The organism is Pseudomonas sp. VS40 (assembly GCF_018587885.1).
In the GTDB taxonomy this organism is placed as follows: Bacteria; Pseudomonadota; Gammaproteobacteria; order Pseudomonadales; family Pseudomonadaceae; genus Aquipseudomonas; species Aquipseudomonas pergaminensis.
The window spans coordinates 233,901-258,898 of sequence record NZ_JAGYWD010000001.1 but is presented as its reverse complement, the minus strand read 5'-3'; the positions used below and the strand labels follow the sequence as shown (position 1 = coordinate 258,898).

Sequence of the window (24,998 nt, the reverse complement as noted above, 5' to 3'; positions counted from 1 at the left end):
AAACCATGACCGACGCTGTAGCCTTTGATGCCGAACTCGACGCCAGCGGCCTCAACTGCCCGTTGCCCTTGCTCAAGGCCAAGCTGGAACTCAACCGTTTGGCCAGCGGCGCAGTGCTCAAGGTGATCGCCACGGATGCGGGCTCCCAGCGTGATTTTCGTACCTTTGCCAAGCTGGCCGGCCACACCCTGTTGCATGAAGAAGACGCTGCTGGTGTGTACCGTTACTGGTTGCGCAAGGCCTGAACCGTTTGCCCCATCACCCGAGGTTGATTGATGTTCAAAGTGTTACGAGACTGGATTCAGCGCTACTTCTCCGATGAGGAAGCGGTAGTGCTGGCGGTCCTGCTGTTTCTGGCCTTTACGGCCGTGCTCACCTTGGGCGGCATGCTGGCGCCTGTATTGGCGGGGATGGTGCTGGCTTACTTGATGCAAGGCCTGGTCACCACGCTGGAACGCTTGCGCTTGCCAGGCGGAGCCGCAGTAGGGCTGGTTTTCGCCTTGTTCATGGGCCTGTTGGTGTTGTTTATCGTGGTGGTGTTGCCGCTGCTGTGGCACCAACTGATTACGCTGTTCAACGAGTTGCCAGGCATGCTCGCCAAGTGGCAGTCGCTGTTGCTGCTGTTGCCGGAACGCTACCCGCACCTAGTGTCAGACGAGCAGGTGTTGCAAGCCATCGAAGTGGCGCGCGGCGAGATCGGCAAGTTTGGCCAATGGGCGCTGACCTTTTCGCTGTCCAGCCTGCCGCTGCTGGTCAACATCATGATCTACCTGGTGCTGGTGCCGATCCTGGTGTTTTTCTTCCTCAAGGATCGCGCCATGATCGGCCGCTGGGTGCGTGGCTATCTGCCGCGTGAGCGTGCGCTCATCACTCGGGTGGCCGAGGAAATGAACCGGCAGATCGCCAACTACATCCGTGGCAAGGTCATCGAGATCATTATCTGCGGAGGCGTGACCTACATCGCCTTTATTGCACTGGACCTGAACTACGCGGCCTTGCTGGCTTTGCTTGTCGGTATTTCAGTGGTAGTGCCCTATGTCGGCGCCGTGGTGGTGACCGTACCCGTGACCTTGATCGCCTTGTTCCAGTGGGGTTGGAGCGACCAGTTCATCTACCTGATGGCGGTATACGGGATCATCCAGACCCTGGATGGCAACGTGCTGGTGCCGCTGCTGTTCTCGGAGGCGGTCAACCTGCACCCGGTGGCGATCATCTGTGCGGTGCTGTTGTTTGGTGGGCTGTGGGGATTCTGGGGCGTGTTCTTTGCGATCCCGCTGGCGACGCTGTTCAAGGCGGTGCTGGATGCGTGGCCGCGGCAGGAGCCGGTGGTGGCGCCGTTGCTTTGAAGGTTGCGGGGCGATCAAAGACGCTATCGCCGGCAAGCCGGCTCCTACAAGGGGTTGTGTAACAAATGTAGGAGCCGGCTGGCCGGCGATGACAATCCAAAGGACGCCGTAGCGATCAGGCCTTGTTCAGCGCCTGCGCCGCCGCCAAAACGGCATCCACGTGGCCCGGCACTTTCACACCACGCCATTCCTGGCGCAGCACACCTTCGCTGTCGATCAGGAAGGTGCTGCGATCCACGCCCAGGTATTCCTTGCCGTACAGCTTCTTCAGCTTGATCACATCAAACAACTGGCAAACTGCTTCATCCTTGTCACTGATCAGCTCGAAGGGGAATTCCTGCTTGCCCTTGAAGTTCTCGTGGGACTTCACGCTGTCGCGCGACACGCCAAACACCTCGGTGTTGGCGGCCTTGAACGCCGCGTATTGGTCACGAAAGCCCTGGCCTTCGGTGGTGCAGCCCGGCGTGCTGTCCTTCGGGTAGAAGTAGATCACCACTTGCTTGCCTTTGAGGGCTGCAAGGCTGAAGGTCTGGCCGCTGGTGGCCTGGGCTTCGAAATCGGCTACGGGTTTGTCGATGACTACCGCCATGAAAACTTCCTTACATTGGGTTCTGTGGGCGCCATGGCTCGATCAAGGCGTCGAGGTTCAGGGCATCGGCGAAATCCAGGAACTGGTCGCGCAACCAACTGATCTGCACGCCAGCCGGCAAGGTTACGGTAAACGTAGCGTTGAGCATGGTGCCGCCGGTCTGCGGGGCCTGGTAGGTGTCGCAGGTCAGGTTCTCCAGCTCGACGTTGTGGTCGATGAAGAACTGGCACAGTTCGTTGACGATGTCCGAGCGGTAGGCGGAGCTGACATACGCGACATAAGGCAGGGCCTGGGGACGATTCTCCAGGGCAGCACTGCGCACTACATTGACCGTGAAGTCGTGCTTCTTGGCCAGGCCTGGCAGGCCGGTCTCCAGGCGCGCCAGGGCATCCCAGGTGCCGGAGATCTGCAGGACCAGCGCACTGCACTCGCCATGGCGGGTCAGGCGCGAGGTCACGACGGCGCAGCGGTTTTCATGGCTGGCGCGGCACAGGACGTTGGTCAGCTCCATGGGGTTGGCGCCGAGGGCACTGATAACAAGGAATTGTTCGCGAACTGTGGGGGTGGACATGCAGCCTTCCTAAAACGATGAGCGGTCGATACCGTGAGGGCCGTATCGATCAAAGGATGAAGGGTAGCGAAAACCGTCGCCAAGGGATAGGAGGTGGCGTTTTCATTACGTGAACGGTCTGATTTCAGCGTGCTTCTAGGCGTGCTTTTGCCCAATGATGGCATTGCCCGTCGTTTAGTTGCGCCAGAACGCATCCTCAGGCGGTACTTCGCTTGTGCAAGCATCTTGGCGCCAGTACCATTACGGCTCTCTTTTTCCGGCAGGAGCGGTTGCATGATTGCGGGCAGTATGGTGGCACTGGTCACACCCATGGATGCACAAGGTCATCTCGACTGGGACAGCCTGGGCAAACTGGTGGACTTCCACCTGCAAGAAGGCACCAATGCCATCGTGGCGGTCGGCACCACCGGTGAATCGGCCACCCTCGATGTGGAAGAGCACATCCAGGTGATCGAATTCGTGGTCAAGCGTGTCGCGGGCCGTATCGCCGTGATCGCCGGTACGGGCGCCAACTCGACGCGTGAAGCGATCGAGCTGACCAAGAATGCCAAGAAGGCCGGCGCCGATGCCTGCCTGCTGGTGACCCCGTACTACAACAAGCCGACCCAGGAAGGCCTGTACCAGCACTTCCGCGCCATTGCCGAAGCCGTCGACATTCCGCAGATCCTCTATAACGTGCCGGGTCGTACCGCGTGCGACATGAAGGCCGAGACGGTGATTCGCCTGTCCACCGTGCCGAATATCATCGGTATCAAGGAAGCCACTGGCGACCTGCAGCGCGCCAAGGACATCCTGGCCGGCGTGAGCAGCGATTTCCTGGTGTATTCCGGTGACGACGCCACGGCTGTCGAGCTGATCCTGCTGGGTGGTAAAGGCAATATCTCCGTGACCGCCAACGTGGCCCCGCGTGCCATGAGCGAAATGTGCGCCGCCGCCATTGCCGGCGACGCCGTGACCGCCCGCGCGATCCACGAAAAGCTGATGCCGCTCAACAAGACACTGTTTATCGAATCCAACCCTATTCCCGTGAAATGGGCGCTGACTGAAATGGGCATGATGCCGGACGGTATCCGTCTGCCGCTCACCCGTCTCAGCGACGCCTGTCACGAACCGCTGCGACAGGCCCTGCGCCAGTCCGGCGTCCTGGTTTAATTGAGGAAGCACTACGCATGAAGCGATTGGCCGGACTTTCCGCAACTGCCTTGATTATCTCCAGCACCAGTGGCTGCGGTTGGATCTGGGGCCCGGAAGGCTACTTCCGTGACCGCGGCAGCGATTACCTGGAAGCACAACCCACCAAACCGATGGAATTGCCGCCAGGCGTCAACGTCGCCAAGCGTCTTGACCCGTTGCTGCCGATCCCGCGCAACGTTGCCGACGACACCACCAAGGGTGAGTACGTGGTGCCACGTCCGCAGCCGATCTCGGCCGTGGCGGATGCCAGCGACTACAGCCTGCAGAAGAGCGGCGACTCCCGCTGGATCGTGGCTCAGCGCCCACCTGCCGAAGTTTGGCCAGTGGCTGTGCAGTTCTTCCAGGACAACGGTTTCCGCATCGACGAACAGCGTCCTCAGACCGGTGAATTCACCACGGCGTGGCAGCAGGGCAGCGAGCTGTCCGCCACCATGGCCAAGCGCCTGCAGGCCGGTGGTGTCGCCGCCGACAGCGAAGCCCGTGTGCGTGTACGCATCGAGCCAGGCGTGCAGCGTAATACCAGTGAAGTCTACGTGGTCAGCGCCGAGCGTCCGGCCGGCAGCACCGCCAACGTTGAGTTCACCAATCGCTCGGTCAACACCGGTGTCGACTCGGCGCTGGTCGACGAGATGCTGGCCAGCATGAGCCGTATCTCCGAGAAGGGCGGTTCCGTTTCCCTGCTCGCCGCACGTGATTACGACACCCCGAGCCGCGTCAGCCTCACCGAAGACGGCAGCGGCAACGTGGTGCTGAACCTGGGTGAAGACCTCGACCGTGCCTGGGCCAGTGTCGGCCGCGCATTGGAGCAGGGCCCTTGGCGTGTTGAAGACATCAACCGCAGCCTGGGCTTGTACTACATCAACGTGGCTGAAAAAGCCGAGCGTAAAGATGACGAGCCTGGCTTCTTCGGCAAACTGTTCGGCAGCAAGCCGACCAAGGAAGAGATCGAGACCCGCGCCGAGCGTTACCAGGTTCGTTTGAGCAAGGTGGGCGAAAGCGTGCAAGTCACCGTCGAGAAGAACATCAATACCGTTGCGCCCGCTGAAACAGCGCGCAAAGTGTTGGGCGTGATTCAAGACAACCTGGGCTGATCCGGTGCGTTTTGCCGTTCTCGGCAGCGGTAGCCAAGGGAACGGTACGCTGGTCGCCCACGACGACACGTACGTGCTGGTGGATTGTGGTTTCTCGCTAAGGGAAACCGAGCGGCGCCTGCTGCGCCTGGGGGTTCATCCCGCGCAGCTGAGCGCGATTCTGGTGACCCACGAACATGCCGACCACGTGCATGGCGTGGGTTTGCTGTCTCGGCGCTACAATCTTCCGGTGTACCTCAGTCGCGGTACCTTGCGCGGGATGCGCAAACCCATTGAACCCGCAGGTTTCCTGGCCGGTGGCGAGCAGCTTCAAATCGGCGCCTTGAGCATCGATGTGGTTGCCGTGGCGCACGACGCCCAGGAACCGACGCAGTATGTATTCAGTGACGGTGAGCGGCGTTTCGGCGTGCTGACCGACCTGGGCTCCTACTGCGCCAGGGTGCTGGACGGCTACCGGAACCTCGATGCCTTGATGATCGAGTCCAACCACTGCCGAGACCTGCTGGCTCGCGGTCACTACCCCTACTTCCTCAAGCAGCGGGTGGGCGGCGAACTGGGACATTTGAACAACCACCAGGCGGCGTACCTGGTGTATGAGTTGGGCTGGCAAGACTTGCAACACCTGGTCCTGGCCCACCTGAGCAGCAAGAACAACCTGCCGCAGCTGGCCCGGCAATGTTTTGTCGACACCCTCGGGTGCGACCCGGACTGGCTGCAACTGGCCGATCAAGATTCAGGGCTCGACTGGCGACACATCGCCTAGCCCACCATTTAGCAAGCGGAGCCCATCATGGAAAAACGTGAAGAACTCTACCGCGGCAAAGCCAAGTCGGTGTACAAGACCGATGACGCCAACCGCCTGATCCTGCTGTTTCGCAACGACACCTCGGCGTTCGACGGCAAGCGCATCGAACAGCTTGATCGCAAAGGCATGGTGAACAACAAGTTCAACGCCTTCATCATGCAAAAGCTCGAAGCGGCCGGCATTCCGACCCAATTCGACAAGCTGCTGGGCGACAACGAGTGCCTGGTCAAGAAGCTCGACATGATCCCGGTTGAATGCGTCGTGCGTAACTACGCCGCCGGCAGCCTGGTCAAGCGCCTGGGCGTGGAAGAGGGCCTCAAGCTCAATCCCTACACCTTCGAACTGTTCCTGAAGGACGACGCCAAGGGCGACCCGTTCATCAACGAATCCCACGTCGTGGCATTCGGTTGGGGCACCGCTGAGCAACTGGCGCGCATGAAGGAGTTGTCCCTCAAGGTCAACGACGTGCTCAGCAAACTGTTCGACGACGCAGGCCTGCTGCTGGTGGACTTCAAACTCGAATTCGGTGTGTTCCACGACGGTTCCATCGTCCTGGGCGACGAATTCAGCCCGGACGGCTGCCGCCTGTGGGACAAGGACACCAAGAAGAAGATGGACAAGGACCGCTTCCGCCAGGGCCTCGGTGACGTCATCGAAGCCTACGAAGAAGTCGCCAACCGTCTCGGCGTACCGCTTTAATCGACGCAAGCATCTGATAGCACGGAAAAAAATCGCTTCGGCGCTTTGCATCCACGAATCATGCTGTTATGATGCGCGCCGTTGGAGAGATGCCAGAGTGGCCGAATGGGACGGATTCGAAATCCGTTGTACCTTCACCGGTACCTAGGGTTCGAATCCCTATCTCTCCGCCATACATAAAAACCCCCGTAGATTAAGGTCTGCGGGGGTTTTTCGTTTTTGCATTGTACGTAGAGGTTGTACGTAAAAAATGCACCAGAAAAATTCTAGAATCCGGAAATTTTGGGCTCCTTTTTTTAAATCGGACCATACATATGAAAGGGGATCCATAAGCCCCTTTAGGCCGTTCTGACAGGATGTAGTCGGGTCCCGGTATCTTGACAATCCACCGTGATAACTTCAGCTGCGGTGCATACGAGTAGTTGCAGTGTTGGCGTCACGCTGCTCAGACGATATCGACAACCCTTTGCGGGTATCAGCTAATGTCTAGGTTTATGGGTGTCAGTCTGATGATGTCTGCATGGATGCGTGACTAGGCGCAATAGCATTGCAAAGCCGAGCGATCATCAGTGAAGAATGGCAAGGCCAAGGAATAGCAAAGCAACTTTCTAATCGGGTTCATACCAGCTATGTGATGAACCGTGTCAGGTCTAGAAAGGGACAGCCGCAGCGGTTGAATTGCCTGCTGGGGTATGGCAGGTGGGCGCCTCAATTTCGTAAGTCCTTAACTCTAAAGGACTTTCTCTCCTGAAAATCTCGAGTGTGACACCGCCTTGGTACACCTGTGTGGTGCACTTAAGCGGGATGCTACACGAACGATTCTGTACGTCCAGCGACCTCCCAGTTAATTCGATCCAGTCCTCTTTGTTGCACTACCAAGGGCTCAGCGTTTGCCCGGTAAATTGGTGCAATTCGAGCTTCAACTGGAGGTTAGATCGATATTCAGAGCACCAGGAATCTGAGTTGCAACGAGCGCTGTCATCAGTCCAAGCGCGATGGATAGCGTAAGGCCTTGCTTGGGATGGAGGCAGGGTATCAACAGCGTTACAGCGAGAAGAAAAACGATCCCGATAATGTCGGTGAAGAAAGGAATCTGCTCGCGCTTGGTCATTGCAGTACCCTCAGAAATCGAAGTTTTAGGTGTACTGCTCCCTGCCTACTGAGGGTGTAGCTGGCAACTCGCTGGAAATCAAAATCGTTAGTGCTGGCCGAATAGCTTCAATAAGTGCAGTCGCAGTTTTTCAGGTTGGCGTATCTCGCACTCCCAAACCACCGCAACTCGCCACCCCAATGCCCTCAACGCTTCCTCCTTCTCCCGGTCCCTCTCCGCATTCCGCTGCAGCTTCGGCAGCCAGAAATCCAATCGCGTCTTAGGTGTATAGGCGTACTTGCATCCCGGGTGGCGGTGCCAGAAGCAGCCGTGCACGAAAAGGCACAGCCGGTACTTCGGGAAGACTAGGTCGGGTGAGCCGGGTAGGTCCTTACGGTGCAGGCGAAAGCGCAGGCCCATCGCATGGCAGAGCGAGCGCACCGCCATTTCCGGCTTCGTGTTTCGCCCCTTGATCTTCCCCATCATCCGGGCGCGTTCTTCGGGCGTGAGGATATCGGCGCACATTCAGGTGGCCTTAGTGATCGGGTAAGTCGCTTCAAGCCATTTTCTGAGCGAGTCCAGCGTATTCAAACCAGACTCCTTCAGCAGCTCGATCACATCCTTGCCTGAGAGAATCATCACCGGGTGACCATCCTCCACGATCTCTGAATACGCCTGATGATTAACCCAGGACGTCGTTACCAAAACACCGAACTGACGATGACGAAGGCGGGAAATCAATCGCGACACCTCGCGTACACCCACGGAGTTCCCCAGGCCGTAGCACTTGGCCTCAATCGCGAAATCCACCAGCACGGACGTTTCCGGGCGCCCGATACGCAGCTTGCCGATACCATCGCGACCACCATCGCGGAATGGCCTGGTCAGATCCAGCTCCACCGTATTCGGCAGGCACAGCCTGACCAGATTAGCTGCGCAATGCTCGAAGGCATAGGAATTGCTCTGGAAGTGCTGATGCAGTTTGGCCAGCATCGCCTTGTCCGATGTGGAGGAGGGCAGCTGTTCCAGCTTCGAGCGTACCGGCTGTGAGCGCTTGGCAATCAGTGGCGTGTACTGACCGGACTTGATCCACTTCAACCACTCTGTAGGAGCATGCTTACTGTCGACTCCTACAACCCCTTCATGGATAATGTCGTTCAGCCAAGCGCGGGGGGTGTTCTGCAGATTCAATACAGTGAAGGTCGCTCTGTAATTCTGGAAGCGTTGCCCGGCGGTGGTGTGCCATACCGCAACCAAGTCATCGTTGTGCGTGCTTCCAATGGCCCCCGGTATAGCCAAGCCACGGAACACCACATCACGGTAAATGCCGGCCTTGGTGAAGATCAGAATGGGTGGAATTTTGTCCCGTTCACCGGCATTCAACCGGCTGAACACCAGCTCCAGTAGAAAATTGCCGCGGCGAGGCGTTTCATTCAGCTTTCGTCCCGGCTTCTTGTTGTCCCCGTAGTAAGTGAATACGCCCGTCGTCAGATCCAAATTATCCGGCCAGTCCAAGTCCTCCATGCTGGAGGTCAGGACGATCAACCGAGGATCCTCGTACGTCCCTCGAATCCGGAAGCCACCGCCATTGCTTAGGCTCAACAGCTTAGTCAAAGGGTCATCGCTTGCGTTACCTTTGCGCCCGCCGGCGTACCTTGCGTCGATCAACAGATCGGCGGTTTCCAACTGCTCCAGAGAAAACACCAGGTTGTCGCTCATTGACTGTCCTTGTTCATAAAATTGGTTGAATGATGCCGGGAACCTGGTAGCCTGGCCAGACTGAAAGAATGGAAGAGTTTCCAATGGAACAGATACGCGCTTTTGACATGTTCTGCGGTGCTGGCGGTGCCAGCCTGGGGGCTCGTGAAGCTGGGGCCACAATTGTTGGTGGTGTCGACCTCTGGGGCCCGGCCGTAGAATCCTTCAAGCTCAACTTCAAGGACGCACATGTCTTCGAGCAGGATCTGCGCAGCCTCACGCCCGAAGAGGTTCTGGCCAAAACCGGCCCGATCGACCTGCTTATCTCCTCTCCTGAATGCACCCACCATACCTGCGCCCGTGGTGCAAAGCCGCGCTCGGAAGAAAGCAAGGACACTGCCTTCCAGGTCATCCGCTACGCCGAAGTCATGAAGCCGCGCTGGATCACCCTGGAAAACGTCGTCCACATGAAACCTTGGGCCCGCTACGACGAACTCAAGGCCGAACTGGCTCGTCTCAAATACAAAGTGCACGAGCAGATCATCGATGCCTCTCTATTTGGTGTCGCCCAGCGTCGCCGCCGCCTATTCATGATCGCCGACCTACAGGAACAGTCGCAGGAGATCCTGCCGCTACGCCCGAGCTACCGGACTGTTTGGGACATCCTGGCGCCGGAAGGCACCTACAAGATGAACCCACTGCGAACCGAGCGCCGCGCCAAGGACACGCTGGCACGTGCAGAGCGCGCCATTGCTGAACTTGGCCCGGACAAGGCTTTCCTCATCGTCTACTACGGCACCGATGGTGCCGGTGGCTGGCAACGGATGAGCGAGCCGCTACGTACCATCACCACCGTAGATCGATTTGCCTACGTGAAGCCGACTCCGGAAGGCCACATGATGCGCATGCTCCAGCCTGATGAGCTTCGCCGAGCAATGGGCTTCCCTGACAAGTATCAGTTCCCGCAAGTAAGCCGTAGGGATAGGGTCAAGCTCATGGGGAATGCGGTATGTTCCCCTGTGATGGAAGCGATTGTTGCGTCGCTGAAGGCTGGATAGGATACTGGCCAGACTGAAGAGGCCGCCCAACGCCTTGATCTCTACAGGGACTGTAGCGATGAAAATCACCACCATTCAATATTGCTTAAAACCTCCCTGTGAGGCTTTTTCTGTTTCTAGCACTAGGTAATTCGGGTGAGCATCAATCAAGAAGATTTCAAACAGCGATTTCGCCCGCGAGCTAACGTACTTCAGTTGCTTGGAGATGAACTGATTGGCAGCCGTAAGCTGGTTGTGTTTGAGCTTGTGAAGAATGCTTATGATGCTGGTCCTAATGAAGTTTCCGTTGTTCTGAATCTTACGGATAGGGAAAGCCCAGGAATTTCCGTCAAAGACGATGACGATGGAGTATCACTCCAAACGATCCAGGATGTTTGGCTTGTGCCTGGCAATGATCATAGAAAGGCTCAGCTGGCAGGGACCTCCGGCAAAAAAGATGCTACTCATCGGCAGGTCGCCTGACATGGCCTCGGAACGTACTGTCGATATCTCACCAAGGGCTTCCGCACTGATCAATTCCCTCAGGGGGTTGGGCTATTCCCCTGAAACTGCAATCGCCGATCTGGTCGATAACAGCATCACCGCAGGCGCCTCCGTCCTCGAGGTCGACGTTCAATGGAACGACGGAAATCCGACTGCTGCCATGCTCGATAACGGGAGCGGCATGGACGAGAAACGACTCACCGAGGCCATGCAGCTCGGTGGTGATAGCCCAGGGGCAGCCAGAAGTGACAACGACCTCGGCCGTTTCGGCATGGGACTAAAAACAGCGTCGCTCTCTCAGAGCAGCCGCATGACTGTGGTCTCCAGAACGGCAGAGAGCACCACCGCAATCACCATGGATGTCGGGGTCATTACAGCACGCGGCTGGGTGGCCACTGTTCCAGACCCGCTGCCGAATCACTCGCTTGTGGCAAAGCTGCTTTCCCTCCAATCTGGGACGGTCGTGTTGTGGGAAAAAATCGATGAACTGAGCGGCCTCTCTGGTCTTTCCAAAGAGGCCTTTTACCTTCGGCTGGAAGAAATCCGCGGCCATCTCGGCATGGTATTTCATCGTTTCATCAACGGTGATGCCGAACGACTTGTCATCATCCTCAACGGACGACCGGTCAAAGCCTGGGACCCCTTCCAGTCTCAACATCCGGCCACCATTAGCATGCCAGTCGAAAGAATCAGGCTCACGGGCTCTTCATTCAGCGTGAAGCCCTGCGTGTTGCCCCATCGTGACCGGTTCTCCAATGACAGCGAGTATGAGGCAGCGGGCGGTCCTGGTGGATGGGCTGCACGCCAAGGCTTCTACGTCTACCGGGGTAAGCGCTTGCTCGTACCTGGCAGCTGGCTCGGACTTGGTGGCTCTCGAGCATGGACAAGAGACGAAACCAGTCGTCTTGCTCGTATTCAGATCGACCTTCCAACCGACATGGACCGGGATTGGCGTATTGACGTCAGGAAATCACAGGCCCGCCCGCCAGGAGCACTCAGAGCCCGCCTGACAGCGATAGCTGGACGTTGCAGACAGGAAGCACGCGAAGTATTCGCGTTTCGTGGACAGGGACCACGCGTCCGTGGGGGGGCACGCGAAGCACTCGCCGTATGGCTGGCAACTGAAGGGCCAAACGGCACGCTGTACCGTATCAATCGGGATCATCCGGTTATCGCCGCTTACCGCGAGGCGGCTCGCGGACTTCGCGCTCTGAATGCAGTGCTGTCCATTATCGAGAGAAGTGTCCCGGTTGAACGCATCTGGCTGGATGTTTCTGAATCAGAGGGTAGAGAAACTCCGACGCTGCATGCTGATGAAATAGCATCACTGGCTGATCAGTTGGCCGAATTGAGCCGCCTACTGCCCGAGAGCATGACGCTTGATCAACGCGTTGACATTCTTCTTTTCAACCTACCCGGGGACTTGGCAAGACTCAAGGTGGAACTGACACGAAAACTAGGGGGCAATAATGTTTGAAGTCGTTGAGGCGCTCGCACTGAGAGCGAGGAAAATTCTGCAAATTCAGAAAGAGGCCGGTGAGAAGATCGACCGTACCTCAATCACAAAACTGCTTGAACTTGATGCCCCCATTTTCACCTTAACTACAAAGCAGACCGTCAGCCCAGAGCAGATTGAAGCCGCAACGCGATTACTCTGGACCATCTTTATCACCGAACAGGGACCGGCTCTTTTCCTGAAGGGTAAAGAAGGCGACCGTCCGGCGCCCTGGTATGTCGGTGAGCGCAGGCAGGCAGGCCATTTCATGCAACGCTACCTCAGCAAGCTCGAGGAGGATAAGTGGCCTGAACACTCCAGAAATGAGCTCAAGGAGAGCACTGCTCGCATTCTCGAAGCCATGGACGACCCATGCCGTGCTGGGACCTGGGATTGGCGGGGGTTGGTTGTTGGTGATGTGCAGTCAGGCAAGACCGCCAGTTATGCAGGCGTTGTCAATCGCGCTGCGGATGCGGGATACCGCATCATCATCGTACTCGCCGGTATGCACAAAATTCTGCGTCTCCAGACGCAGAAGCGCTTCGATCTTGACGTTTTAGGCTATGACACCAATCCAAAGAACCGCCAGACAAACCAGCCCTTGCGGCCAATCGGTGTTGGCACCTTCACTCCTCTGCTCGTCGATAGCCTCACAATGGCGGACATGAATGGGGACTTCAGTCAGAAGCTCGCGGACCAAGCCAACTTCTCACCAGACAGCAAACCTTGTCTTTTCATCGTCAAGAAGAACGCAAAGGTGCTTGAAAATCTGAACAATTGGATCGCCCGCCTGCCTGCTCTAGCAAAAACAGCCCCTGTCCTCGTCATTGATGATGAGGCTGATCAGGCTTCGGTTGATACAGGTGACCAGCCCCTGCTTGAGGATGGCACGTTCAAGGAGGAATACGACCCCAAACGCGTCAACGGTGAAATACGCAAGCTGCTGATGAAGTTCGAGCGGCGCGTCTACTTGGGATACACAGCGACACCGTTTGCAAATATCTTTATTCACGACGAAAGGTCGGCGAAGGATTATGGTCCTGATCTCTTCCCGTCGACCTTCATATCGGCTCTTACCCCACCGGATGATTACTTTGGTCCGGCAGCTGTTTTCGGGACAACCGACGATGCCGATAGCATCGGTCTGCCTCTCGTCCGTCCGTTCGATCAGTTGGGTGAGAACTGGATACCGGAAAAGCATGACAAGACGCTCAAGCCACGATTCAACGGACAGGACGTCATCCCTCCCAGCCTGGAAGAAGCAATAGACAGCTTCCTCCTTACGTGCGCCGCGCGTTCGGCACGCGGACAATGCACCGAGCACAACTCCATGCTTGTACACGTCTCGCGGTTCGTCGACGTGCACGAAGAGGTTCATCGCCAAGTCGAGCGATACCTGCATACGGTGCGCGCAATGATCTCGAATGGCGACCAAGAGACCCTGCGACGCTTAAAGGGGGTGTGGGACACCGACTTTTTCTCCACAACGCGCGCAGTGAAGCCCACCGTGCACGGCCGCAACACAATTGATCTTACCTGGGACCAGGTCCGCGTACGAATTGCTGACAGTTCGGACAAGATCAAGGTGATCACCGCGAATGGCAAGACGAAGGCGGACATCGATTATGACCTCTACAAAGGTATTGGCCTTTCGGTCATCGCTGTGGGCGGTGATAAGCTCTCACGAGGCTTGACGCTCGAGGGACTGTCCTCAAGCTACTTCCTCCGTACATCTCATCAATATGACAGTCTTTTGCAGATGGGACGGTGGTTCGGCTATCGTCGGGGCTTTGCCGACCTTTGCCGCCTCTATACCACTCCCGATATGGAGGACTGGTTCAGGTACGTGGCTACAGCTCAGAAGGAGCTGCGAGCTCAGTTCTTCGAGATGGAGCAGAGGGGGGGCACACCGAAAGAATTCGGTTTGAAGGTTGCCGTTCATGATGTCCTGAAAGTCACCGCGAAGAACAAGCAGCGCCACGCTGAGGAACGTCAGAGCAGCTACGCCGGTGAAGGCAAGATCCAGACAGTCATGTTCAATGACAAAAGGACGCTGGATCTCAATGCCGACGTGACTGACGACTTCATTCGCAGTCTCGGAAAAGGCACGGAAAATCCCGCTCGCCCCGGACCGCCAGGAAAAACGGCGGACGGTGTACTATGGTCTGGCGTTCCCGGACAGAGAGTCTCCGCATATCTCAAGGATCTCACTTTCCCCCCGGAAAGCCTCCAGCTGAATGGCAGCGCTCTAGCTTCGTATATCAATGCACAGTTGGTGATGGAACATCCCGAACTTACCGACTGGACAATCTTTCTCGCTACAGGGAATAAGAAAGAGGTCACGATAGCGGAGCAGTCGCGTAAATGCGTTCTGCGCGAACCCCGAAAGCCAAGGAATGCACGGCCTCTACCTACCGATCGCTTCATTATCGGTACGGCCCTCAGTCCCCTTGATCAAGCTATCGATTTGACCGACGCGGAGTTTGAAGAAGCTCTATCTCATACGAATATGGAGCGCAGATCGCGCAGATTGGGCGACACTGACGTTCCCTCGGGTGAGTGCATCAGAAAGGTTCGAGGTCGACGCCCGCAGAATGGCCTCCTGATCATCTATCCCATCGATCCTGAAGTAGCGAAGGTCGAATCGGCTGATAGGCCGGTTATCAGCGTGGTAGTCAGCTTCCCCGATAGTAATGCCGCTGACAAACGTATTTTCCTTTTCAACAGTGTCTTGCTGCGCGAGGAACTATGACTTGGCTTTCCGCACTGAACGATGCCTGGGATGAGCTCGCGCAGACCGCGCCCGTAGCTCATCAGTTTCGGTCGAAGCTTATCTCCACGGAGGTACCCCTCGATATCCTTGCAGGGATGCGCGCGATGGATGGCGCGCCATGCCTGATGCTTCAGACAGCCCCTGCACCAGATGCTCTTTTCGAGCTTGGTGGCATGCGTCTGAATACCGTGCCAGACGCGTCAGGAATCTTTCTTGTGCTTTCCCTCGAGGACAGCACAAGACGCGACCTTTTCACGACTATCTGTGCAGATGTTGTTGCCGCTTCGGTCCAGGCGAACAGTGCAGATGCATTAGAGCAGTTTCTGGCTCGCCTTGACGCTTGGCGCCAATTTCTTCGGGATCGGCATGATGGACTCTCCCGCCGGGAGACAGTCGGACTGATCGGTGAGTTAGTCGTGCTAGAGAAACTCTTGATTATTGATCCAGGCTGTCTCGATACATGGACATCTCCACGAGACGGGTTACATGACTTCGCTCGAGTTGGACATGCCTTGGAAGTCAAGAGCTCCATCGGTCCCGCAGCCTCAATCACGGTCTCAAAACTTGATCAACTGGACACAACTGATCTCCGTCGGCTCGAGCTACTTCATGTGCGAATGGTCGAAGCACAAGATGGCCATACTTTACGTGACCTGATCGTTGCGATCGCTGACCGACTGCCTAGCCAGGCCGCTCGTCTTACTTTCGAGAACGCTATTCTGCGCCGTGGCCTTCTACCAGGGGATGATATTGCGCGCAGTGCACCAAGAGTACAGGTGCGTGGGATGGACTGCTATTCTGTTACGGGCGGGTTCCCGCGCCTGCTCCGAGCCTCACTCCCCGTAGCAATTACTGAAGCCACCTACACGCTTGATGTTCGCGCGCTGTCCACTTTCTCTATAGATATAACGGCGGCCCTTGAAGCGTTCATTCAAGGAGATCGTTCATGAGTGACGACGCACTTACAGAGTTCCATCAAGAGCTGGTTGCCGAAGTAGAAGAAGGCCTATCGACCGAAGAGCCTTTCTCAGCAAACATCTTTACCCGCTTGATCCTTGAACGCCTGGAGGAGGCCGGCCATTTTGACAGCACCTTCCCCCTCTACCAGGAAGGTCCGATCCGCAATACACGGTATCGCATTGATGGCTACATGTACGATGAGGATCGCGCTCGCCTGGACCTGTTCACCACGATCTACTCCGGCGATCTTACAGCCAGCAAAATTCCTGCCGCCGACATTACCCGTGCTCTGGAAAGAGCCCTGCGATTTGCCAGTGCCTGCGTCGACGGTCTCGCATCTCTCCTTGAGCCTTCGAACACCGATGCCAGTGACCTCGCTCGCTTGATAGAAGGCGAAGCAAAAAACCTCTCAGCAATCAGAATCGTGCTGCTCACCGACGGTATCGTTGGCAACATCACGCCTCCAGCGGAGTGGCGCGAAAAACCCGTGGAGTTCGAGGCCTATGACATTGTCCGCCTCTTCCGTGTACTAGGCGAAGGCGAAACCCGCACAGATATCGCCGTTGACTTGATAGCCTTGTCAGGAAAAGGATTGCCCTGCCTGCATGTGCCTGCACAGAATGACGATTACGATGCCTATCTTGCGGTCCTTCCCGGTGAAGTCCTGTCTCAGGTATATGAGCGCTACGGCGTCCGCCTCCTTGAGCTGAACGTTCGTGCGTTTTTGGGACTTCAGGGGCGCAAGAGCGTTAACGCTGAGCTTAGACGTACGATCGCCGATCAGCCGTCCATGTTCCTCGCATTCAATAATGGCATCGTCGCCACTGTCGATGATCTGGATGTCGCCCCCAATGCCACGGGCGGCATCGAAATACGCTCTCTCAAGGGCCTGCAGATCGTGAACGGTGGTCAGACTACCGCCTCACTGCACCGAGCCCGGCGTAAGGACTCTATTAGCCTTGAGCATGTAGCCGTCCCGGTAAAGATCATCAAAGTGGGTGGCGCCGACCTGAGTGAAATGGTCTCCTGCATCTCACGCGCAGCCAACCGGCAGAATACGGTCCAGCTCGCAGACTTCTCCGCAAACGACCCCTTCCATCAGCAGATTGAAACACTGGCCAACACGACTTGGCTCGATGACGGTAAAGGGCGCTGGTTCTATGAACGCGCCCGCGGCTCCTATCTGGCGGCTGAACAGAAGGCAGCCTATCGCATATCAGACACGAAAATATTCCGTCAGCAAACCCCAAAGCAGCGCCGCCTCAGCAAGCTCGACGTTGCCCGCTACCTCAGCGCCTGGTCCAGCCTCCCCGACAAGGTTTGCCTCGGTGGCCAGAAGAACTTCCAGATCTTCATGCAGCGACTCAAGGACGAGCCGACCCGCACGCCAGACCAGAATTGGTTCAAACGCCTGATAGCGATCGCGATCCTTTATCGCTCCGCAGAAAAGAAGATAAAGAGCATGAGGTTCCCTGCATATAGTGCTCAGATCATCGCCTATGTCATCGCTGGCATCTCACATCGCACAGGAGGGCGTATCGATTTCGATCTTCTTTGGTCGAAACAAGTAGTCAGTCCCGAACTCGAACAACTTATCGCCGGCTGGGCCATAAAACTCGACGAAGTTATGCGCAAATCAGCTGGTCAGCGAAACCCTAGCGAATGGTTCAAGAAAGCAGATTGCTGGAAAGACATCCAGGATAAGCTTCCTGAGTTTTCCGATCCCCTGCCATCCGAGCTCTCTTACTCAGCCGGAGAAGCAACGGACGGTATCAAGCCAATGATCCCCACCGGCACTCATACCGCCGCAGACTATGAGCGCATCGCTCGCTGTATGGAAATACCAGCAACTATCTGGCTTGAAGTAGCCGAGCGTGGAGAGCAAACAAACACCATCCATTGGAAAGTAGCAGGTATATGCCGCACCATGGCGACCTACGCCGCAGGCGGTTGGCAGCGAAAGCCGACTGCCAGACAGGCAAAACCGGCCCTCGAAGCGGTCATTGCTGTCGAAAGGGCTGAGCTGGTTAATGCAGGACTGCTGGCACAGCAGGTCGATGTTAATTAGGTCTGAGCCTGCGCCTCGGAAGAACGCTGAGGCAATCACTGCGTTCGGTACTCCGTGTAGTGGTGGCCCGTCAGGTGCATTGCCACTGGGTCGCCCAGATCGTCGGCCACCAGCACATAAAGGTATGAACGATGAAGGCACCCAAGGACCTGATCCGCATTCACTTCGACGATTCGGGCAACTTTGAAGAATCTGCCTCCGGTCGGTTCTTCCTGGACCCAGGCAACGGATCCTCGGTCGACCTTTCCGCAGTGCGGATCCTCGGCTGCCACGTCGACACGGACCGCCAACTGTACACCGGCGTGCTTCGTCCCGAGGTCCTTGCCCTGTTCGAGGCCTCGGAGCTGGTCGACTTCGCTGGACGACAATGGCATCCAGGACGGGTAGGGCGAGGACTCCGGCTACCGTTTCAAGCTGCAGAACGCAGAACTCGGCCTAGTCCTGCTGATCAAGAACTACAACGTCAAGGCCGAATTATCATGCCTCCACCTGAAGATCGAAGTCAGCCCTAATCTGATCGAGCAGTACTCGCCCAGCAACCTGCAGGTAATGCTCAATGAGCTGGCTCGCGAGATCCTCGCCGCGGTTGAACAGGCTGGGTCGAGTCTTAACGCCATTCCCGTGCCACCTAGGTATCAACACTAGCTTTCCAGAAATATCACTGGCACGAAAAAGCCGCCCGTAGTTAGCAAAAAAGTGGGTTAGGCCTTGTTCCAGTGCCGCTTGACGGTGGCGATACCGATCTTCAGTTCACCGGCTACTTGGGCTTGAGTCATATCCCTTGCCTTGAGTCGCCGCACTGCCGCAGTAGTATCAGTTGCCTCTGGACGGCCCAACTTCTTGCCTTCGCTCTTGGCACGCTGCAACCCTGCCTGTGTGCGTTCGATCAGAAGGTCACGTTCGAACTCTGCCACGGCACTCAGCACTTGCATTGTCATCCGACCCGCTGCACTGGTGAGGTCCACACCACCAAGGGCGAGACAGTGGACACGGATACCTGAAGTTGCCAGATGCTCGACTGTCTGACGGACATCCATAGCGTTACGACCTAGGCGGTCGAGCTTGGTCACGATTAACACGTCGCCAGACTCCATCCTATCAAGCAGTTTCTGAAAGCCGGGACGTTCCTTTGCAGCGATGCTGCCTGAGATTGTTTCCTCGACTACCCGACTGGCCTGTACATCGAAGCCAGCGGCTTTCACTTCTTGCACCTGGTTCTCGGTGAACTGGGTGGCGGTGCTAACGCGGCAATAAAGGAAATTGCGGGACATGGCGGGTGACTCCACTGGTATCGCTTAAGGTGGTATCAGTGTGTAATGGTATCACAAAATTACAAAGCCTATTTTTATGACACCCAATACCGACTGTCGGGAAGGTATCGTTTAACGGTCGTTTGATGATCCAGAGGGCGGTATGTCGGCGTCAATACGAATAGGTAGACGTTTCCAGACTGCTGGCACAATAATGTCCTCCTATGTATTCATTCAGGGACGATGCAAGTGTTCGAAAATATCAATATCGAGCGAGTTGTGATTCATGAGGTTTTCAAGCGTGGGCCGAATCGCGAACTCGTCGACCCAGTTTTCGGAGAGCAGCAGATCGAGCTAGACGCCGAAGCGATGACCGCTTTGAGGGACAGGCTTATCAAGGCTCTCGGTCAATCCTCTCGATGCATGGAGATGGATCTTCAAAACGAAGGGGAAGGAAGCGCAATCTACTTAGCAAAGCAGTTGATCGATGCCGGAGAAGGCTTTGCCTTGGCTTCACAGGCTGTCGCTGTCAAGCTTGCTGGGGCACAAACCAGACAAGATTTGCCAGGAGGCATTGTAGTTGTGTTGACTGGAACTGCTGGAGTGCCAGGAAAGCGTTTTGTCTGCAAACTCAAAGCGGAACCTCATAACGGGTTCACTCGTGTGGCAGCGGCAGGTGTTATTTCCCTTCAGTTTTTGAAGGATTTGATCCTGACTCCTCAGACTCGTTTATACAAAATCGGATGTTTTGTTGAAATGGATCGCGATGCAGTTGCCAACACACCGCTTTCCCTCAGTTGGAAAGCCTTCATCTATGATGAAACAATGTCTACATCCAATAAGCTTTCAGCGGCCCATTATTTCTATGATGGATTTCTAGGCTTAAAATTTCCCCAGAATGGGGCAACAAGAACCAAAGAATTTCACGATCACACCAAGGAATTTATCAAAGCACTGGATGTCACCCCGGAACGAAAAAACGATTTGCTGAACGCGTTGGTTACATATTTGAAAGTCGACCAGTCACCAAGCATTCAGGTAACAGAGTTCTCTCAGACATATTTCGCAGAGCCAGAGATTCGTGACGGTTATGAGGGTTTCATGACCCAAAAAAACTTCCCTCTTACTGCAATAAACAAAGATCTGGCATATGTTGAGAAAAATCTGAAATTCAGGCGCGTAGTGTTTTCGCAGGGGATCAAACTGACTGGGCCTGCTGATCAGTTTGCCGAAAAAATTAGCATTGAACAGATTCCTGGCAATGATGGAGCAGATGGGGTTGCCCAAAGCTGGACGAAGGTCATCATCAAGTCAACGATTCAACTTCAAGAATGAACGAACAAGAGTTTTCAGCTAGGTGGGACGAAGAGTCGTCGATGTATGACGCATGGGGACGTTATATAACGGATTACATTTTGGGGCAGTTGGATCAAGCCTTTGGTGATAATCACGGTACGTTCCTAAAGATCCCACCAGTGCCAAGGTTGAAAACAATTGAGTCTCTGCTGGATAAGGCATTCCATCGTGGTAAACCGTACACTGATCCTTACGGGGATATCACAGATAAAGTAGGGCTTCGGTTTGTTGTCTTGCTGGTCAACGATATTCGTTATATCGAAGGTGTCCTTGCCGCGTTTGCTGATGTCAACTGTTCGAAAGATAGAGATTATGAACAAGAACGCCTTGATAATCCGTTAGAGTTTACATATCAGTCTGTTCACTATGTTGTAAGGGCTTCCAAGGAAATCGAATTCGCTGGTGTGATAATACCAGAAGGAACTCCTTGTGAAATCCAGTTGAGAACACTTCTGCAACATGCACACAGTGAGTTAACTCACGACAATATTTATAAACCTACTTCTGCGGTCAAAGCAGATTCTGCCGTCCTGCGTGTTGTGGCTCGCAGTATGGCTTTGATTGAGGCAACTGACGAATGCTTCGATAATGTGGTTGAAAAACTAAAGGAATTAGAACGCCCATTCAAAGAGTCGCTGGGTATCCTGGAACGCCTATACAGCGAGATCACGGGTAGGAAGGCTGAACTTGAAAGATCAAATACCTTGATTCTTGAGGCATACTCGAATCATCTAGAAGGCGATTTAGAGGGCAGGATTAGAGAGTTTATCGGCCGAAAGCAATATGTTGGTCGAGCTTTGGCCGAACATGCGGAACGTCACCATTTTTTTAGACAAGCTTCGGCCCTTCTGGTTTATATGGAAGCGTCAGCTAGACCTAATAATACAAAGGATAAATGGCCATTGCTACCAGATGAGCTAAATTTGGTGTACGGTGATTTAGGTCTAAACTTTGACAATTACTAAGTTCAGTTTGTGATTCGATTTAGGTTTGGCGCGTCGGCCAGTTATTAGGTGTTTACGACTGGTTCACTTGGTACATATTTCAGTTTGGTTGACAGAGTGTAAACATTATTGCTGGCTGATAGATTTCGCGCTAGCTCTTCTTGGATTCACGTCACCTGGCGCAAGGTCGCGGACAAGAATACCTGTATTATACAATTTGATCGACTTCAGCCAAGCTTCGGCCAGAGTTGTTGATATTGACTCGGCCAGCAGATCGCCAGTGAGTGGGGTTGCGTTTGTTCGGAATGCGGACAAGAGCCACCAATGGATTGAAGCCAAGACCCCTAGCCACATCAATAGCGTCCTTCTGGGATTTGTACCGCAACCGGCTGACTGGTTGGTCATTGCCATGCAGCAACACGTAGCAAGTTATTGGAGCGGATTCAAGGCGAGCTGAAGGTTGAGGTTCAACGTATATGTGGTTCATAAGTTTTCCGTCTGTAATGTCAGGATTGGTCTGTTAGTAGTTGTGGCTGCTTGATGAATTTGCAAATGGCTATACTCATGTTCAGTCAAACTGATTTGTCTGTCTGTCTGTCTGTCTGTCTGTCTGTCTGTTCAAACGTATTTCTAGCTTTTCTTATATGATCGAAAGATAACGAAAAACGTTGAAGATGATCATTCCGCCCGTTAACGAGTAAATGATCATTAAGGTATATGCCGTGCTCATGGTTTCAAGGCGTTCCTGTTTTTATTGTGAACGAAATTCATATGTTTGTTGGCACCTTCGGTGCATCGCCTTCGGCGATGGTTCTATGGATTGCTATCACGATTTTTTGACTGTGGCCAGAATGGCTATCGCCCAAAGCGATTCTCTAATTGGACACTAGAATTTTTGAAGAAGGTTTAGACGGATTTTTCCTGTCACGGAAGAAACCCAGCCTAAGACTTGAAGAACGTCCCAGTAACGGATTCATACTAGATGGCATCCCTGTTTTTGGCAGGTAGCTCGCCAGGGTAACTCTATTGGCGATTAGCTCTGTTTTCGATTAGCTACGGAAAAGAATTGGACCCAGTATGACGAGTTCCAGCTTTTTCGGTGGTTGTATATTTTATCCAGAGCCACCATCCTGAGAGAGTCCATTTTATTAGGTTCCTAGATTGGCGCAGAGGCAGCATCACTTATCCGATTCTCACTTACCGGATTAATGTTGTATAGCTGCATGATCGCGTGACCATCTACCTCTAGCGCATAATAATCGCCGTTTAGAATCTGTCACTCGGATTGTACGTCGGAAATGGTGGCCGACTTTTGAACGGAGCGGTCGGGGTGTTAGGGGGTTGCCCCGTCCCGCGCTGATCGATGTAGAAGTTTCCTACACTAGTATTTATATCTTTCAGATTGAAAAATCACAAAATAAGTGATTTTTTTGTAAAAATATTTATAACTTTTTACTGACAGGACCAAGACACTACCAAAATATGTATAACGCATTATGCTTTTCTATGTGCATCTAATTTGTTATAGAATCTTGCTATGGCCTAGGTGTTAGACGTCTCATGGAGTTACTAGAAACCCCATAAGATCTGTTTAGAAAAATATTTTGTGCAACGCTCAATTATACCACAAATACTGTTGCTTCTAAACAGGATTCGGGAGAGTTGTCAATTGTTTTGTGCCGGTTGTGTCGGCGAGTTTGCAATTTTTGGAAGCTTTGAGATTGCTTCAAATTTTTGCTTAGCTGAAGCACCCTGACTGTATATGTCAAACGTAACCGTGCCAGTTTCATGGCCTACTAATTCCGCAATCAACGTTCCAGTAACGTCAGCTCTGACGAGCTGAGTGATGACGGTCTTACGGATGCTGTGGAATACATGCTGTGGCCCAAAACCCTGCGCAGTCTTCAATCTACCGAAAGCCTTTCCCAAGGCATCTGAACGTATCTGGTATTTGTTACGGCCTTTGGTGGGTACCAGATAGCCGTCCGTCGAATCATCTATAAGTCGTGCCACGACGCCTTTAAGAGCTGGGTGAATCGGGACTACGCGAATGCCTGCTTTGGTCTTGCTTTCAACGATATCGAAGCTCTGGACGCCTTCTACGGTGATTACGTTCTCAATTTGCAAACGGCAGAGTTCTTCAATTCTTGCACCGGTATAGGTACCCAGCAGGATTAGATCCGCCAAAGCTGTATGCCCGTCGTTTAAAGCGGCTGCATGTAGCTTCGACAGTTCTGCCAGTGTGAAGTCTTTGCGTTCTCCATCATTCCGAGCATTGCCCCGGGTTTGAGGTAAATCATGATCATCAAATGGACTGGCTTTGTCCCGATAATGCTCACGCCAGTGACTGTCGTGTTTCATAGCCCATTTCCAGAAAACACTGCCAGCCAGCCGATACTGGTTGAGTGTTTTGGTGCTCAAACCCAATGAGTCAAGCCATGCCGAAACAGAGTCGAAGTCCAAGGGACGCTGATGCTTGGCCAAAAAGTCGGACAGGCTGGTCAACCGCATTTCCTGCATGGCGATGTTCTTGGCATCAGCACCACGGCTCTGTCGGTACGTCCGAAATGCCGCCAACGCTTTTTTTGTGATCACTGACTTAGGTTTGATGCTTGCAGGATCGGCTAGAAATGCAGTCATCTCTGCCTGGTGATCTTCCGTCATCGTGTACAGCGTTTTATGCAGCGTTGGCAGACTCGTCTTGAGTGCATGGGCGAACAGATCTTGAAATTTTAGCGCACCTGCCAGGCCATCATTTTTCTCCATCGCCCTAGATTTCTCTACGAGCGAGATCATACTTTTCAGAAACTCAGGGTTATCAACCATTAACTGCATTGCTTTGATTGCTTTAGACGGCGGAAAAGGTGGTACATCCTCACCAATCAATGCGCGGCGTTTGTTCGTTCTGAAGGTGTCGACCTTCTCAATTGCGGATACGAACTGTTCTTGCCAGTCTTCAGGTGGCATGTTGCCTTTGCGTGCGGCCTGAATTCGCTGTTTCCACTCGGAAAGAATAGGTAAACGGCGATCCATGGCTTCAGAGCGAAGACCTGTCTTCAGTGACTGAGATAGGATTTTCTTGCCGCCGAACGCATTCTGCACGTCCTTGGGGATGGCAAGGCGAACGTGATACACGCCGCCTTGCAGTTCTAGATTGTTTGCCACGATGTTCTCTTGGATGATGGTTTGTACGTAGTATTTATACGTAATAAATGGCTTTCAGCCAAGAAAATCAGTGTTTTATGGGTGTTGCTGGCAGAAAGTTTAGGGTCCCTATCTCTCCGCCATATCAGTACAAAAAGGCCCCGTTTTTACGGGGCCTTTTTGCATTCTGCGGTTTCTGTTCCTTCATTGATCCCCTCCTGAATTCCCCCGTGATCTAGTCCCCTAAGCGCCTTTCGCTTGGTTGCTGGTTTTTCATCTTTAAACCAGACGAACGCGCTGGGTTTTTTACACGTCCTGCCAACCCTGCTAACCAACCGAGTGACCTTCCCACGGTATCGCCGCGTGCGGTACTCGCGCTTTCCC

General features: G+C 54.4%; 22 protein-coding genes and 1 tRNA gene. 16 read left to right on the top strand and 7 right to left on the bottom strand.

What is annotated here, in order from left to right; translation table 11 throughout:
* Positions 1 to 5 precede the first annotated feature (5 nt).
* Both KHP07_RS01160 and KHP07_RS01155 read left to right on the top strand, forming a co-directional pair.
* Complete coding sequence (locus KHP07_RS01160) at positions 6 to 245, top strand: sulfurtransferase TusA family protein (protein ID WP_010212198.1); 240 nt, start codon at positions 6 to 8, stop codon at positions 243 to 245.
* A 30-nt stretch (positions 246 to 275) separates the two neighbouring features.
* A complete protein-coding gene (locus tag KHP07_RS01155; protein ID WP_012722771.1) occupies positions 276 to 1,346 on the top strand; it encodes an AI-2E family transporter in 1,071 nt (356 codons plus the stop codon).
* A 115-nt stretch (positions 1,347 to 1,461) separates the two neighbouring features.
* Here KHP07_RS01155 and KHP07_RS01150 read toward each other — a convergent pair whose 3' ends face one another.
* Together KHP07_RS01150 and KHP07_RS01145 are read right to left on the bottom strand one after the other, a co-directional pair.
* The gene (locus KHP07_RS01150; RefSeq protein WP_025855402.1) at positions 1,462 to 1,935 is read right to left on the bottom strand and encodes a peroxiredoxin; all 474 of its coding nucleotides are present in this window, start codon (positions 1,933 to 1,935) and stop codon (positions 1,462 to 1,464) included.
* 10 nt (positions 1,936 to 1,945) lie between these two features.
* Positions 1,946 to 2,506, bottom strand: a complete 561-nt coding sequence (locus KHP07_RS01145; RefSeq protein ID WP_003172487.1) for a glycine cleavage system transcriptional repressor — start codon at positions 2,504 to 2,506, stop codon at positions 1,946 to 1,948.
* Positions 2,507 to 2,779: 273 nt separating this feature from the next.
* On the opposite strand from KHP07_RS01145, the gene dapA reads away from it, so the two are divergent.
* From dapA to KHP07_RS01120, 5 genes are all read left to right on the top strand, one after another.
* Positions 2,780 to 3,658, top strand: coding sequence for a 4-hydroxy-tetrahydrodipicolinate synthase (gene dapA / locus KHP07_RS01140; protein WP_078047350.1), 879 nt, complete (start codon positions 2,780 to 2,782; stop codon positions 3,656 to 3,658).
* Between the two features lie 17 nt (positions 3,659 to 3,675).
* On the top strand, positions 3,676 to 4,791 hold the full coding sequence (gene bamC / locus KHP07_RS01135) for an NlpB/DapX family lipoprotein (RefSeq protein ID WP_214496458.1): 1,116 nt from the start codon (positions 3,676 to 3,678) through the stop codon (positions 4,789 to 4,791).
* A 4-nt stretch (positions 4,792 to 4,795) separates the two neighbouring features.
* A complete protein-coding gene (locus tag KHP07_RS01130) occupies positions 4,796 to 5,554 on the top strand; it encodes an MBL fold metallo-hydrolase (protein WP_078047352.1) in 759 nt (252 codons plus the stop codon).
* A gap of 27 nt (positions 5,555 to 5,581) precedes the next feature.
* Positions 5,582 to 6,295, top strand: a complete 714-nt coding sequence (gene purC / locus KHP07_RS01125; RefSeq protein ID WP_010212191.1) for a phosphoribosylaminoimidazolesuccinocarboxamide synthase — start codon at positions 5,582 to 5,584, stop codon at positions 6,293 to 6,295.
* An 83-nt stretch (positions 6,296 to 6,378) separates the two neighbouring features.
* Positions 6,379 to 6,468 (top strand) — tRNA-Ser (locus tag KHP07_RS01120).
* Positions 6,469 to 7,214: 746 nt separating this feature from the next.
* Here KHP07_RS01120 and KHP07_RS01115 read toward each other — a convergent pair.
* The 3 genes from KHP07_RS01115 to KHP07_RS01105 all read right to left on the bottom strand — a co-directional run bounded on the left by KHP07_RS01115 (position 7,215) and on the right by KHP07_RS01105 (position 9,104).
* Positions 7,215 to 7,406, bottom strand: coding sequence for a hypothetical protein (locus KHP07_RS01115; RefSeq protein WP_186605977.1), 192 nt, complete (start codon positions 7,404 to 7,406; stop codon positions 7,215 to 7,217).
* A gap of 87 nt (positions 7,407 to 7,493) precedes the next feature.
* Positions 7,494 to 7,910, bottom strand: a complete 417-nt coding sequence (locus KHP07_RS01110) for a very short patch repair endonuclease (protein ID WP_214496457.1) — start codon at positions 7,908 to 7,910, stop codon at positions 7,494 to 7,496.
* Complete coding sequence (locus KHP07_RS01105) at positions 7,911 to 9,104, bottom strand: restriction endonuclease (protein ID WP_214496456.1); 1,194 nt, start codon at positions 9,102 to 9,104, stop codon at positions 7,911 to 7,913.
* Between the two features lie 83 nt (positions 9,105 to 9,187).
* On the opposite strand from KHP07_RS01105, the gene KHP07_RS01100 reads away from it, so the two are divergent.
* The 7 genes from KHP07_RS01100 (at position 9,188) to KHP07_RS29770 (ending at position 18,565) form a co-directional block, all read left to right on the top strand.
* Positions 9,188 to 10,141 (top strand): DNA cytosine methyltransferase, encoded by a 954-nt coding sequence (locus tag KHP07_RS01100; protein WP_214496455.1) that lies wholly within the window; start codon positions 9,188 to 9,190, stop codon positions 10,139 to 10,141.
* Between the two features lie 135 nt (positions 10,142 to 10,276).
* Positions 10,277 to 10,603 carry an ATP-binding protein gene (locus tag KHP07_RS01095; RefSeq protein ID WP_186605984.1) on the top strand — a complete coding sequence of 109 codons (327 nt, stop codon included), beginning with the start codon at positions 10,277 to 10,279 and terminating at the stop codon, positions 10,601 to 10,603.
* A 1-nt stretch (position 10,604) separates the two neighbouring features.
* Positions 10,605 to 12,101 carry an ATP-binding protein gene (locus tag KHP07_RS01090; protein ID WP_214496454.1) on the top strand — a complete coding sequence of 499 codons (1,497 nt, stop codon included), beginning with the start codon at positions 10,605 to 10,607 and terminating at the stop codon, positions 12,099 to 12,101.
* Positions 12,094 to 14,871 (top strand): Z1 domain-containing protein, encoded by a 2,778-nt coding sequence (locus tag KHP07_RS01085; RefSeq protein WP_214496453.1) that lies wholly within the window; start codon positions 12,094 to 12,096, stop codon positions 14,869 to 14,871. Before KHP07_RS01090 ends, KHP07_RS01085 begins: the two co-directional genes overlap by 8 nt.
* Complete coding sequence (locus KHP07_RS01080; protein WP_214496452.1) at positions 14,868 to 15,842, top strand: PD-(D/E)XK motif protein; 975 nt, start codon at positions 14,868 to 14,870, stop codon at positions 15,840 to 15,842. The genes KHP07_RS01085 and KHP07_RS01080 overlap by 4 nt, the downstream gene beginning before the upstream one ends.
* The gene (locus KHP07_RS01075) at positions 15,839 to 17,920 is read left to right on the top strand and encodes an AIPR family protein (protein ID WP_214496451.1); all 2,082 of its coding nucleotides are present in this window, start codon (positions 15,839 to 15,841) and stop codon (positions 17,918 to 17,920) included. The genes KHP07_RS01080 and KHP07_RS01075 overlap by 4 nt, the downstream gene beginning before the upstream one ends.
* A gap of 414 nt (positions 17,921 to 18,334) precedes the next feature.
* Positions 18,335 to 18,565 (top strand): cellulose biosynthesis cyclic di-GMP-binding regulatory protein BcsB, encoded by a 231-nt coding sequence (locus KHP07_RS29770; protein ID WP_502937526.1) that lies wholly within the window; start codon positions 18,335 to 18,337, stop codon positions 18,563 to 18,565.
* A gap of 56 nt (positions 18,566 to 18,621) precedes the next feature.
* Here the strand turns inward: KHP07_RS29770 and KHP07_RS01070 are convergent, their stop codons facing one another.
* Complete coding sequence (locus KHP07_RS01070) at positions 18,622 to 19,191, bottom strand: recombinase family protein (RefSeq protein ID WP_214496450.1); 570 nt, start codon at positions 19,189 to 19,191, stop codon at positions 18,622 to 18,624.
* A 228-nt stretch (positions 19,192 to 19,419) separates the two neighbouring features.
* On the opposite strand from KHP07_RS01070, the gene KHP07_RS01065 reads away from it, so the two are divergent.
* A complete protein-coding gene (locus KHP07_RS01065; RefSeq protein ID WP_214496449.1) occupies positions 19,420 to 20,505 on the top strand; it encodes a nucleoid-associated protein in 1,086 nt (361 codons plus the stop codon).
* 41 nt (positions 20,506 to 20,546) lie between these two features.
* The gene (locus tag KHP07_RS01060) at positions 20,547 to 21,491 is read left to right on the top strand and encodes a GTP pyrophosphokinase (protein WP_214496448.1); all 945 of its coding nucleotides are present in this window, start codon (positions 20,547 to 20,549) and stop codon (positions 21,489 to 21,491) included.
* 1,644 nt (positions 21,492 to 23,135) lie between these two features.
* Here the strand turns inward: KHP07_RS01060 and KHP07_RS01055 are convergent.
* Complete coding sequence (locus KHP07_RS01055; RefSeq protein WP_214496447.1) at positions 23,136 to 24,635, bottom strand: tyrosine-type recombinase/integrase; 1,500 nt, start codon at positions 24,633 to 24,635, stop codon at positions 23,136 to 23,138.
* Positions 24,636 to 24,998 lie beyond the last annotated feature (363 nt).

Bases quoted from the DNA above. Each gene is read 5' to 3' on its own strand.
- KHP07_RS01160 (WP_010212198.1), top strand. From the start codon at position 6: ATGACCGACGCTGTAGCCTTTGATGCCGAACTCGACGCCAGCGGCCTC.
- KHP07_RS01155 (WP_012722771.1), top strand. From the start codon at position 276: ATGTTCAAAGTGTTACGAGACTGGATTCAGCGCTACTTCTCCGATGAG.
- KHP07_RS01150 (WP_025855402.1), bottom strand. From the start codon at position 1,935: ATGGCGGTAGTCATCGACAAACCCGTAGCCGATTTCGAAGCCCAGGCC.
- KHP07_RS01145 (WP_003172487.1), bottom strand. From the start codon at position 2,506: ATGTCCACCCCCACAGTTCGCGAACAATTCCTTGTTATCAGTGCCCTC.
- dapA (WP_078047350.1), top strand. From the start codon at position 2,780: ATGATTGCGGGCAGTATGGTGGCACTGGTCACACCCATGGATGCACAA.
- bamC (WP_214496458.1), top strand. From the start codon at position 3,676: ATGAAGCGATTGGCCGGACTTTCCGCAACTGCCTTGATTATCTCCAGC.
- purC (WP_010212191.1), top strand. From the start codon at position 5,582: ATGGAAAAACGTGAAGAACTCTACCGCGGCAAAGCCAAGTCGGTGTAC.
- KHP07_RS01115 (WP_186605977.1), bottom strand. From the start codon at position 7,406: ATGACCAAGCGCGAGCAGATTCCTTTCTTCACCGACATTATCGGGATC.
- KHP07_RS01110 (WP_214496457.1), bottom strand. From the start codon at position 7,910: ATGTGCGCCGATATCCTCACGCCCGAAGAACGCGCCCGGATGATGGGG.
- KHP07_RS01105 (WP_214496456.1), bottom strand. From the start codon at position 9,104: ATGAGCGACAACCTGGTGTTTTCTCTGGAGCAGTTGGAAACCGCCGAT.
- KHP07_RS01100 (WP_214496455.1), top strand. From the start codon at position 9,188: ATGGAACAGATACGCGCTTTTGACATGTTCTGCGGTGCTGGCGGTGCC.
- KHP07_RS01090 (WP_214496454.1), top strand. From the start codon at position 10,605: ATGGCCTCGGAACGTACTGTCGATATCTCACCAAGGGCTTCCGCACTG.
- KHP07_RS01085 (WP_214496453.1), top strand. From the start codon at position 12,094: ATGTTTGAAGTCGTTGAGGCGCTCGCACTGAGAGCGAGGAAAATTCTG.
- KHP07_RS01080 (WP_214496452.1), top strand. From the start codon at position 14,868: ATGACTTGGCTTTCCGCACTGAACGATGCCTGGGATGAGCTCGCGCAG.
- KHP07_RS01075 (WP_214496451.1), top strand. From the start codon at position 15,839: ATGAGTGACGACGCACTTACAGAGTTCCATCAAGAGCTGGTTGCCGAA.
- KHP07_RS01070 (WP_214496450.1), bottom strand. From the start codon at position 19,191: ATGTCCCGCAATTTCCTTTATTGCCGCGTTAGCACCGCCACCCAGTTC.
- KHP07_RS01060 (WP_214496448.1), top strand. From the start codon at position 20,547: ATGTATGACGCATGGGGACGTTATATAACGGATTACATTTTGGGGCAG.